Here is a 12,218-nt window from a genome sequence, read left to right as displayed (position 1 = left end):
TAGGGGAAACACCGTTCGCCGCGGATGTTGGCGGACGTGCAGACGCCGCTTTTTTTCCCGAGGAGTCACCATGCCCTATCAATGCATTTCGCGGATCAACACCCTGATCGCCAACGCGAGCGTGGCCAATTGTGCTGAGCTGGCGCAGTTCGAGGCCTACCTGCAAGACCAGATCTCCCTGACCGCGACAATGAGCGAGAAGGCGCTGGAGTCCGAGACCCTTCTGATTTTCGCTGCCCTGGACCGTCGCGAGGCCGCCAGGAAGAAGAAAGAGCAGGCCCTGGCCCAGGCAAGCAGGACGCTGGCGCTCGAAGCGATCGATGCGGTCGTCGATATCGCCGTGGAGACCTGCGTCATGAGCAGAAACCCCGTGTGCATCGGCTCAGCATACGGCGTGAAGGTCGTGGTCGGATCCGTGAACTTCGGGATTCAGTTGTACGACGCCAAGTCGGACACCGAGCGGGCACAAGTTGCGCTGGCCTTCACCGAAAATCGCATCGGCCTGTTCACCGACTTCCTTGACGCCAGCAAACCCAAGACGCCCGCCGAGTCCGCCAAGCGCGCGCTGGAGGCCGCGGCCAGGGTTGCCAAGACGCTGTCCGAGGCAGGCTCCGACTTCGCCGCGGCAAAGAACGATCTCGAAGCCGCCGTGAGCGAGCTGGATACCCTGCACCAGCGCTACGACGAGGCACTGGTCAGTAACGCCAGCTATCGCAAGTACCGCGCCGAAGTTCTCCAGGCACGACGCTTCCTGATCCACGTCCTGCGCGTGGCGTACCAGGGGCAGCCGGGATGCCGGATCGATACCACGCCGCCGCCGCTGCCGTGAAACACCACGCCGGCTCCCAGGCGGAGCCGGCCTTCCTGACGATCGCCCTGTCAGCCGCGCGCCCGCGCTGGCTGCCTGGCCGCGCGTTGCCCGAACCTGTGTCGAGGAACACACCATGAGCCAGAGTGAACTGTTGGAAAAGTGGCGCCGGATGATCGTCCGGCTGCAGATCGAACACGAGGTCGGCGCCCGCGACTTCGAAAAATTCAGCTGGAAGCTGGGCATTCCCTGTGTGGCGCTGTCGGCGGTGGTCAGTGCCAGCGCCTTCAGCTCGATCGCCAATTCCGAGGCGATCTGGCCGCGCTACCTGGCCGCCGGCTTCTCGATCCTGACCCTGGTGCTGACCTCGCTGCAGACCTTCCTCAACTTCGACAGCCGCGCCGCGGCGCATCAGGACGCGGCGGAGAAGCTCGGGGCCATGGCCCGGGAAATCCAGGAGGAACTGGCCAGTGGCAAGCAGGACGGCAGCCTCGGCGCCGTGGTGACCGACCTGCGCAAGCGTCTGGATGCGGTGCTGGCCGATGCCCCGACCTTGCCCAAGTCGACGATCCGCCGTCTGGGCGCGGGGGCCGGTGCGCCCGGGGATCCCGCCAGACAGGAACAGGACAGCGTTTCGGTGTGACCGCTGGCGCCCGCTGGTTGGGGCGCGCGGCAGCCAGTGGGGTCAAGGGGAGGGGGAAGCGTGGAACGTTTGATCATCGAGCGGTTCGAGAATGACCTGGTGCTGTACCTGACCCGCGAGCAGGGTCCGGGGTGGTCCGCGGTGGCCCTGGACAAGGCCGACCAGGTACGCATCGGCGCACAGTTGCCGACGCCGGTGAGCGTGCCCGAATGGGCCGTGAGGTCGGCCGACGGTGATCCGCCGCACCTTTCGGTCGATGCCGTGGGCGAAGAGATCGCCAGGCGCGGCGAGCAGGCGCGGGCCGAGCTGATCGCGGCCTTGCGGCCCCTGGAGTCGGTGCAGGTCACCTGGGGCGAGAGCAGTACCTTTCTCGATCTGAGCACCGCCACCCGTGGCGAGATCAGACTGCCGCTGGCCGACTGGTTGCAGGGCAACAGCTCGCGCATCGGCGAATTTTCCCTGCACTCCACCCTGCAGTTGCAGGGCGATCCGGCGCTGCCCTCGCTGCAGGTCAGCAGCAGCCTGTGCTGTGTGCTGTACCTGAATCGCCCGGCGCTGCTGCGGGTCGACCTGGATGAGCTGAACTTCGCCTTTCCCGAATTCGAGTTCCCCAGCCTGGACCTGGGCGACACCCTGGCCTGGCCGGGTGATGTGGGATCGTCGCCGTTGCTCGAGCGGCTTGGCAAGCTCGGCGGGTCGCTTGCCGACACGGTCAAGGTCGCGGTGGTCGCCACGTCCGGGGCGCCGCATCTGGCCATCGACCTGGCCAATGGCAAGGTGCGCTGGGCCCTGGTGGACTCGGCGGATGCGCTTGACTGGACAAATATCGAACCACGGCTTGCCCGCTTCGATGTGACGATCAGCCAGGGCGCCGCCACGCTTTCCATCGCCGAGCTGAGGGTGGCCAATACCGGCGACGGCCTGTGGCTCAAGCACAAGGACCCGTCCGGTGCGCTCAGGGTGCGCTCCGGTGATGTTGCGCAGCAGCAATTCGGGCCGCTGGGCCTCAAGGCCGATGACGTGACGGTCGATCTGCTCTGGGATGGCGCCAATCGGTGCCTGCTCGCCGACGTCACCTTCGAGCGTCTGCAACTGCGCCTGGTGGACGACCCGCAGACCTTCATCAGCCTCAGCGGACAGGTGCAGTTCACCGCCTCGGCCTCGCGCCTGGTCAGCCTCAAGCTGGTCGAGCCCTATCCGCTGGACCTGCTGGCCGACGCGGGCGCCGCCCTGCTGCGCGGTGTCGGCAACGTCATCAGCTTCCTTGCCACTCTGGACAGCCCGGACGTCACGCCGCCGCGGCTGACCCGCCTGCTGGAAATCCTCGGGCGTTTCGCCACCGCCCTGGCGAAGGCGGCGCTGTTCGTCGGCCAGGCGCTGGTCAGTGCCCTGGACGCCCTGGCCGAAGGCATCTGCGCGCTCCTCGGCCAGTTGTCCAATCCGTTCGCCCTGAGCGGGCCGGGTGCGCCGTCGCTGCCCCTGCGCTGCGAAGTGCGCATCGGCCTGGCACCGCTGCAGTTGCGCCAGGTCCTGATCATGCGCCGCGAGCCACTGTCCGGGGCGCAGCGCTGCACGGCCGCCGGGCTGGAATTGACGCTCCACAAGGATTGGCAGCCCGGCCTGCTGCTCGACCTGGTCGACAATCCCGGCGCCTACCTGCTGCTGAGCCACGCGACGCCCGCGGCGAAAACCGCGATCGCCGACCTGGGCACCGACCTGTGGCTGGAAGACAAGGACACCGGCAGCGCCGGGCATATGCCGGACGCCAGCAGCGACGATGGCGGACGCGCGGATACCCGCATCATCAGCCTGAAAACCCAGGTCAGTCCGCGGCTTCCGAACCAGCGCCTGGACGTTGTCCTGGTCGGTGTCGAGCGCGGTCGGGCGGTGTTCCTCAAGCGCCTCGAAGGCAGCCTGCGTGGCATCAGCGCGGGCGTGGCCACGGTCGCAGAACCGTGGCGGTTGACGCCGCTGGACCTGGACGCCGACGTGGAATTCGCCAAGGAGCGCCTGCTGCCGCTGCTGGGCATGGGCGAGCCGGGGATCGGCGCTCAGCCGGACGGCTTCCTCGACAAGCTGAAGGACAGCTTTGCCCAGGTGGTCTGGGTCGAAGGCTTTACCTCCACGTACCAGGCAGCGACGCGCGAAGTGGACGGCAAGCTGGCCCTGGGCATCAAGGCGGCCGGGGTCCGGAGTCGGGTCGAGCTCGGCCTGATCCTCGCCCTGGATACCCTGCGCGTGCGTCTGCGCACGCCCAAGGGGGCGGGGCTGAAGTCGCGGCGCATCGTCGAGCGGGCGCTCGGGCTGACCTGGATCATCGAGCAGCGCGACGAGAACGCGCGCGCCAAGGACGAAGAAGTCGAGATGTTCACCCTGAGCTTCCTCGACGGTGAGTCCGGGCTGGCGCTCAACCCTGAAGAGGCGCGCATGACCCTGCGCTTCGAGGGACTGTCGAGCGGCGACGACGGCATCCTGTTCGAGGTCTCGACATTCTTCGTCGGTCGCCGCGGCATCGACATCAGCGCGGCCGTCGCCGACAGCCCGGTACGGATCAATGGCCTCGACGTGCCGTTCCGGTTCCATCAGGGCCGCTTCGAAATGCGTGCGGGGCAACTGCAGGAGGCGACGGTCAGTGGCCGTGGCAAGCTGCCGCCGGCGCTGATCGGCGATGCCGAATGCAGCCTCGACCTGGCCTTCCTCCAGGAGGGCGGCAGCATCGTCCTGCGCTCGGGCAAGGTCACCCTGGACAAGAAGGGCGAGGCCATCGTCTGTCACGCCACCCGTTTCACCCTGGTGATCACCGACCTGGACCTCGGCATCCAGAAGGACGGCGGTTATCACCTCTACCTGCTGGTCACCGGCTCGCTGCGCTTCACACCCAAGGCCGGCGAATTCGAAGGCGGCCTGCTGGGCTTTCTCAAGGACATCGAAATCAACCTGGAGCGCACCCCGCTGACCGGCGATGCGCGCGTGCTGGCGCGGCACGTGTCGTTCCAGAAAGCCCTGAACCCGAAGAAAAGCTTCTCGCTGTTCAACCTGTTCACCTTCGAGCTGCGTGGCTTCGGCTTCCACCCCTCGGCGGAGCGCTTCGACGGTGCGCCGGCGATCAACCTGTCGGGGCAGATCAAGTTCGCCGAGATCGGCGATGTGATGCAGCCGAAGATCGATTTCCACGGCCTGTGGATCGCCCCGCCGGCGAATGGCGAAGCCTTGCCGCGAATCAGCGCCGAAGGCCTGGGCCTGGACCTGCAACTGGCCGGCTCGGTGAAAGTGCGCGGCGCGGTGCTGGCGGTGGATCCCTCGACCCGTACCGTCGAAGGCAGGCAGTTCGCCCCGGATGGCTACAACACCTACGGCTTCCTCGGCGAAGGCGAGGTGGAGATTCCTGGCTGGGGCGCGATGCAGGCGAGCCTGGGCTTTCTCGAAGTGGAGCGCAAGGATGTGCCGGGCCTGCGGCGCAAGGCGTTCTTCGTCTACCTGCAGAAGGACAAGCTGGCGGTGGAAGTGCCCACCGGCTTCTGGAATTTCTACATGCGCGAAGCCGGCATGGGCTTCGGTTTCCGCTACACCCTGAGCGGCATTCGCGACGCCGACGAGGCGAAGACCCCGGCCCAGCTGATCCGCGTGCTCGACGACGTGTCGAAACGCCAGGGCGACCTCGGCCGCTTCGCCGCCTGGACCCCTGATCCTGACGGCGACCGCTTCACCCTGGCCTTGCGCGCGGCGCTGCAGAGCTACCCGGCGAAGAAGGCCTGGATCGAAAAGGAAGAGGAAAAAGCGGAAAACCCGTTCTTCTTCGACATGATCGTCGCCCTGCGCTCCGACCTGACCCTGCTGGCCTCGCTGCGCGGTTGGCTGGGGGTGAACTACGCGGACTTTCGTGCCAACAAGGACAACTTCCGCGAGCGCCCCGGCCTGCGCGGCTACCTGTATATCAGCGCGCCACGTTCGGAGCTGCTGGCACGGATGATCGGCGATTCCAAAGGCTTCATCGGCGAACGCTTCGAAGGCCTGCGCACCGACCAGCCGCTGCGCCGCGCGGTGGAGTCGGTGGACTGGTCGGCGACCCTGTACATCCGCCCGGGACTGTTCCACTACGAACTGGGCTGGCCCGACCAGCTGGCGGTACGCCTGGTGGACGAGGCGAACATGAAGGTCAGCCTGCGCGGCGGGATGATCTTCCGCGCCGCCGACGATGGCCTGGTGTGGGGCTACAACATCGAGGCCGATGCCTGGCTGGCGTTCGGCGGCAGTGCCGGCAGCGGCTCGATCGGCGTGGCGCTCGAAGCCACCCTGCAGGCGCGCTTCGTCGCCCGCCTGATCGCCTACCTGAGCTGGCGCTTCAGCGGTTCGATGGTCTATGGCCTGGTCATGCTCGATGCGTCGCTGACCTTCCGCGTGCGCGCCTGGATGGAGGTGGACCTCGGCTTCAAGAGCTTCACCCTGCGCATCGGTTTCTCCTATTCGGTGCAGTTCAGCGCCGCCATCGAAATGGCCGTGACCACCTCCGGAGTGGCCGGGCGCGGCAATGCCCGGCTGGCGATCTCGGCGTTCGGCTGCACCCTTGGCGTGGGCATCGGTTTCGCCTTCAACGCCGGCGAGCTGGATGCGGCGCGAGCCCAGGTGCAGCGCTTCCTGGCCATGTCGATCAGCGCCGACCAGCCCGACCTGCCACCGGCGGCGGCGAGCAAGGACGGTGACCAGCGCATCAATGACGCTGCGCAGGTGGAGACGCTCAAGGCGAAGCCGGTCGAGTCGCAGGTAGTCAAGCGGGAACAGTCGACCAACGAGTCCCGGCCCGACCTGATCTATCCGGAGGACGCCGGGTGGCCGATCGGCAAGACGACGTTCTGGCTGGTGCTGTACCGGGCAGTGTCGCCCGATGGCGAAGACTACGCCTACGGCCTGCTGGTGCCGAAGGAGGCGAGCCATCCGCGCCGTGGCGGCTTCTATGCATCGCCACCTTGCCAGCGCGACCTGCGGCCGGGCTTTTCCTACCGCCTGAACTACTGCCGGCTGGACAACCTGCGGGATGTCCGGCGACTGGGCCCCGATGGGCTGGGCGAAAGCCTCGACAGCGAGGTCGAGTACGTGGGCAGCCGCTGGACCTCGCAGATTCCGATCGACACCCCCGGCGTGGAGTTCCGCCTCGACCAGTTGTTCGACGAATGCTTCCTGACCGACACCTCCTGGCGCCAGGAGGGCAGCGAATTCTGGCGTCAGGCGCTGCGTCGGCAGGAGCCGAAACGCCCGCGCCAGTACCGGCGCGAGGCTGCGAAGCCCAGTCGCGACGAGGCCGACCGCGCCGCGCAGCGCGATCTGGCGCAACGCGAGCACCTGGCGAACGCCGCGCGGCATCCGGCGGATGACCGGGTCTGGCAGGCGCGCTCGACGGCCATGAGCATGTTCCTCGACCAGTTCGTCACCTTCGCCAGCGGCACCCCGCGGACCAGCCTCGACGAGGCCCATGTGCTCGACCTGGGCCTGATGTTCCATGGCCCGGCCGCGCAACTGGAAGCCCTGGCCGAAGCCCTGACCGTGCACAAGTACGACCAGTCCCCGCGCGCGGCGGCTCGGGTCGAAGTGTTCAACCCGGTGCGCAGCTGGTTCCAGCACCAGGACCCGATCTTCGCCGGTTCGCGCCTGGAACTGGGCGCCAACGGCATGTGCATGGACTGGGACCTGTCGTTGCCCTGGCTGGAGGCGATCCATCCCGACCCCGACCAGTTCCTCCATCACTACGAAATCCGCCGCACCATCGAAGGCCGCGAGTACCAGCCACGGCTGGTACGGGTCAAACCCGCCGCGACCTTCGGCGCGGTGCAGGAGAAGGAGAAAGACCTGGACCATGTCGCCGTACATCCGGCGGACTGGCAGTACGTCGACGACTTCAGCGACCTGTCCGCCGAATGGCGCCGCGCCCTGTTGCCGACCACCAACGAGGCCGATGCCCTGCTGGCCACCCAGGCCTGGACGAAGCTGGAGATAGGCAGCGACGATGTCACCTTTACCTGGTCGGTGACGCCGGTGGATATCGCCGGTACCCGCGGGCTGAGCAAGAGTTTCCTGCATGTCTTCGAACGGCCGCGTCCACCGGTGCGCGCCGCGCAGGCCGAGGTCCGCGTGGTGCAGACCCTGCGCAGCAACCCGGCGCTCACCCCGGCGGACCGCGACCTGTGCTGGCAGACCCGCGCCACCTCCCCGGACGATCTCGCCGTGTATATCGCCGTGCACGACCCGGCGTGGCAGGCCCGGAAGGACCTCAAGGCCACGCGCTCCTATACCCTGATCGTCGAGCAGGAACTGATCCTGCCGGCGGGTGCCTATGCCGCCGGCGGTGCCACCGACAAGGTGCGCGGCCTGGGCAGTGCCGGGGCGCAGGCGACAGCGCCGGCGCTGCGTTTCGAGATTCCCTTCGCTGAACTGCTGCCCCTGGCTGAAGCCAACGACGCGCAGCGCGCCGCCGTGGAGGCGCTGGAACGCGACGCGGATACGCGGCAGCGCTTCGAGCTCTGGGGCGCGCTGACCCCCGAGGTCGGCTGGAGCCAGAAGCTGTTGAGCCCCGCGCGACGGGCCGAACTGCGCAAGGCGCTCTGGGTCAACCAGGATGGCCAGCGAGTCGCCGCACGCTTCTGGCTGCGCACCGATATCACCCTGGCGGATGGCGTCAGACTGAGTTCGCAACTGGTCGCGGTGCCCTGCGAACTGACCATCAAGCACCTGTACGGCGAGCGTTTGGCAGAGTCGACCAGCCTCCGCCCGGAAGTCTTCGAGTGGCCGCTGCACCTGCGTCTGCCGCCGCTGCCGCAGCACCGCCTGCGGGTGCGCAGCGGTTTCCTGCATCTGCGCATGCCGGTGCCCGGGGCCAGCCTGGGTCAATGGGCGGCGCGCGATCAGCGCTGTATCGAGGTGCAGCGCGACAGTGCGCGGCGCAGTGCAGTACACCTGGAGTTCGATGCGTTGGCGCAATGGGCCAGGGAGGTGGTCGACCCGCTGCACCAGACCAGCATCGCCGGCTTCGACCTGCACGAGCTGGACCTCGACGACCTGGCGCCGCTGGACACCCACGCGCAGGCCCTGGAAGACAGCCTGCTGACCTGGGAGCGGGCGCGGCGCATCGCCCATATCGAGCTGCTGGCGCCGGAGGAAGCCAGCCTGGTGCCGTCGAACAACGCCGACTGGCTGGGCTGGCAGGCGCATTACCCGAGTGAATCCTGGCGCGCCCTGCCGCGTCCGGGGCAGGGCGCAACGGCGCCGCGGCGGGCCTGGTACTCGGCGCGCGAGAGCACGCCGGGCTTTGCCAAACGCCTGCCGCGCCAGCGTCTGCTGTTGCAGGCACCGGAGTCGGCGATCATCGAGTTGCTGCGCAAGGGCTGGCCCGATTCGATCAAGGCACGCTTGACCATCGCCATCGATTCGCCGGCCTCGCGCACGCTCAAGGACATCTCGGCGTCGCTGCGCGTCGGACTCTGTACGCCGGTCGTCGAGCTGGCGGGCGCGGCTGCGCCCGGTACGTTCTTCGCCCTCGACAAGGAGCATTTCTCCCTGCGGCAGCCGGGCCAGTTCAGTGCCAGCGTAGTGCGCTACCTGCTGCTCAGCCTGTGCCTGCAAGGGCTGGACGATGAGAGCGCAGAGGTGAAGACGTGGCAACGCGATCCTGGCGCGCTGGACGGTCTGAACCTGGAGCTGTCGGCGCATCTCGGGAAGGAGCTGCTGACCAGCGTCCCGGTCGCGCTGGATTTCCGTTCGCCGCTGCATCCGCTGCTGGAGGAAACCCTTGCCGAACTGGCCTTGCGCGACCGCCAGGGCGAGGCGATTCCGCAGGTCTACCGCGCCTACAACGTCATGCTGCAGGCGCCGGCGCAGGTCGAGGGCAGCGAGCTGGCCGCCTGGCTCGCCGCTACTCCGCCGGCCAGCGATCCCTATGGCTGGGGCGTGCTGCAGGCCCTCGGGCTGGCGGCGACGGTGCGCCTGTACCACCTGGGCGAAGGGCGTTTCCTGCGCCCGGTCGAGGTGGCGGCGCGGGTCGACGCGGTGTTCAGCGCGGTGTTCGAACGCTGGCGCGGGCGCCTTGGCACGTCCTGCCAGCCATTCGCCGAAGTGCTGCTCAAGCCCGGTGCCAACCGGGTGGTACGGCCGTTCGACGCGGTCAGCACGGCGAGCACTGCGAGCAAGGCGTTCGAGATCGACGACGACGGCCTGGCGCTGATCCAGTTGTCGTTGCGGCCGGTGCCGGAGGCGATATGGGATTATCGCCTGTTGACCTTCGATGCTGCCGAGGCTTGTCGAGAGCGCCTTGATTGTCATGCCGGGTCCGGCGGTCAGTGGAGCCTGCAGCGGATGTCGCTGTGGTTGAAACGTGCGCACGGCGACACCAGCCAGGATGAAATCGATCTGCTCGATCCAGCGACGGGCCTCGGTGTCACGTTGGGCAGAAAGGATCCGCAGGTCGAGTTGCGACTGGCACAGTCCACGCTGGGCCAGCACCGGTTAGTGGTGCGTTGTCCTGCCGGGCGGACTGATCTGGTCGGTTTTAAAATTCGCTATGGGTTGCAGGTGACGATTACCCAGCAAGGTGGCAGAACGTTCGAGAAAACTGTCTATCTGACAGTCAGGCCCAGCCGCTGCAAGCTGCGGCGCAGCCCTCGCGTCACATTGGCCGGCCTCGATGTCTTCGAACTGTTCCCGATGCAGAACGCCAAGGCCTGGGCACAGCAGATGGGCACCGAGCAACGCCGCCTGGGCACCTTGCTCGCGCACCTGCGCGCCGTCGCGCCGAATTTCGCCGAGCCGAAGCACTATGACGACGACACCTGGACCTCGCTGATGGGCCAGTACACCGCCTGGGCCCAGCGCCTGCTGGATCACGCCGCGGCCCCAGGCCCAGGCCTGGCCGGCACCTCGTCGATCAACCTGGCGCTGGCCGCGCCGAGCCGGACCAACCCGCTGCGCCTGGCCGCCGATGGCGCCGGCTGCGTGCGCCTGTACATCCCCAGCGATGACCGCTGGGGCCATGCCCGCGCCTATGCCCTGCGCCCGGTTTCGCGCTATGCGCACCTGATGGCGGGCGTCGGCCTGCTGCCGGCGGCGGAGCGCGAACAGCTGGTGACCGAGGACATGCGCAAGCAGCCCGTCGGCCATGCCATCGCCGTGGTCCCGCGGACCGAGCGGATCGAACCGCCGGTGATCCTCGGCAGCTCGATCCAGCACGAGACCTGGGAGCTGATCCTGGCCCGCCATGGCGAGGAGTCGCTGGCCGCCTCCAATCGGCCGCTGTTCGCCCGGCTGGGCAAGCCGGACGTGCTGCTCAGCCAGTTGCGCGCCTATCGCACCCCGACCTGGCCGCAGAAGCTGGTCGCCGAATACCGCATCGACGCACCCGAACTCTATCCGCAGCGTCTGGCCGAGCATCCGCAACGACCCGCGCAGTGGGACGACCTGGGCGCTGTTGCGCCGGCACAGGCGGGCGAAGTGCGCCGGCTGACCCCGACCCGTCTGGGCGAGATGGCGACCACCCGGGCGGGGCTGTGGAAGGGCGCCGAGGTCCTCAACTTCCCGGCCATCGCGCCGCAGTACAAGGTGCTGGCGGTGGCCGCGGCGCGGGCCGGCATCGTCGTCTCCGAGCTGGTTTCGGCGCTGCAGGACGACCTGCCGCGACGTTCCTTGCGCACGCTGGACAGCGCGCAGGCATTGCTGCCGACCCTCAGCCTGGTGCCCGGAGCGCACGGCGAGACCCTGTACCGGCTCAGTCACCGCCTGCTGTCGCACCACGACCTGACCCCGGAGGTCGCCCGCGAGCGGCGCAGCGGTGGCCCGCAGGACGTGTGCTGGTGGCCCGACCCGGACATCAGCTATCAGTTGCACTTCCAGGCGTCCAGCGCTGGCATGCGGCTCAGCGAGGAGCTGTCCGACACCCGCCTGGTGGCCGAGGATGCGACGACCGCGGCGGTGGCGGTACGTTGTCGGGGCGCGCGCTGGACCACGGCGGACAGCCTGCCGCGGATTGACAGCAACCCGGTGCCGCGTGCGTTCCAGCTGGTCGTGGACTTCCGGCCGCTGGCAGCGTGGCGCGCGACCCTGGCGCTGGCCGGCAGGCCGGAGTACGACGCGCCGTTCGAGCAGGCCATCGTGCGCTTTGCCCGGGTGCTGCGCCTCAATCAGCGGTATTTCGCGCTGCAGAAAGCCGCGACCGAGACCGACGTGGACTACGCCGCGCGGATCGTCGCCTTCCCCGAGGCCTGCAAGGCGCTGGCGAGCCGCCTGGAGGCATCCGCCAGGTTCGACAGCGGCGAGTTGCTGGACGATTGCCGCATGGCCGGCGAGCGGGTGGCGCGCTGGCTTGAACAGAATGGCGGGGCGGTCGACTGGCCCGCGCTGTTCAGCCAGGCCGTCGCTGCCGGTGCACTGGCCGACCTGGACGCACCGGCCTTGCGCTGCTGGCCACGGCCGGACCCGGCGCTACCCGAGTGGGATCCGGCGCCGCTGTACCTGAGAGACGCGGACATGGCCGACATCCTCTGCCTGTGGGACATCCCCGTCGACCGCGAAATCGACGCCATCGTCGCCAGCGGTCACGCCCTGGCCGCGCAGGGTTCGCGCTTCTGGCAACTGCTGGTGCAGCGCCTCAATGGCGGCAGCGCCAGCCTCGAACTGCGCGCCATCGATGCCCGCGCCAACTGGTCGGCGCAGATGGCGCAACACCCGGGGGTCATGGCCGTTGCGGTGCAGTGGCCGAAACTCGTCAAGATGATCCAGTGAAGGTGCCTG

At 68.2% G+C, this 12,218-nt stretch carries 3 protein-coding genes; all 3 read left to right on the top strand.

The window, feature by feature from the left end; all coding sequences use genetic code 11:
• The first annotated feature begins 70 nt into the window (after nucleotides 1–70).
• Nucleotides 71–829 carry a hypothetical protein gene (locus RTI28_RS22220; RefSeq protein WP_316922436.1) on the top strand — a complete coding sequence of 253 codons (759 nt, stop codon included), beginning with the start codon at nucleotides 71–73 and terminating at the stop codon, nucleotides 827–829.
• 115 nt (nucleotides 830–944) lie between these two features.
• Nucleotides 945–1,451 carry an SLATT domain-containing protein gene (locus RTI28_RS22215; RefSeq protein WP_316922435.1) on the top strand — a complete coding sequence of 169 codons (507 nt, stop codon included), beginning with the start codon at nucleotides 945–947 and terminating at the stop codon, nucleotides 1,449–1,451.
• A gap of 60 nt (nucleotides 1,452–1,511) precedes the next feature.
• Nucleotides 1,512–12,209 carry a hypothetical protein gene (locus RTI28_RS22210; protein ID WP_316922434.1) on the top strand — a complete coding sequence of 3,566 codons (10,698 nt, stop codon included), beginning with the start codon at nucleotides 1,512–1,514 and terminating at the stop codon, nucleotides 12,207–12,209.
• Nucleotides 12,210–12,218: the final 9 nt, after the last annotated feature.

It is taken from the genome of Pseudomonas sp. zfem002 (assembly GCF_032621685.1).
GTDB classification, from domain to species: Bacteria; Pseudomonadota; Gammaproteobacteria; order Pseudomonadales; family Pseudomonadaceae; genus Aquipseudomonas; species Aquipseudomonas japonica.
This window is presented reverse-complemented; position numbering and strand designations above follow the sequence as displayed.

Coding starts and splice junctions, on each gene's coding strand:
- RTI28_RS22220 (WP_316922436.1), top strand. CDS start 71: ATGCCCTATCAATGCATTTCGCGGATCAACACCCTGATCGCCAACGCG.
- RTI28_RS22215 (WP_316922435.1), top strand. CDS start 945: ATGAGCCAGAGTGAACTGTTGGAAAAGTGGCGCCGGATGATCGTCCGG.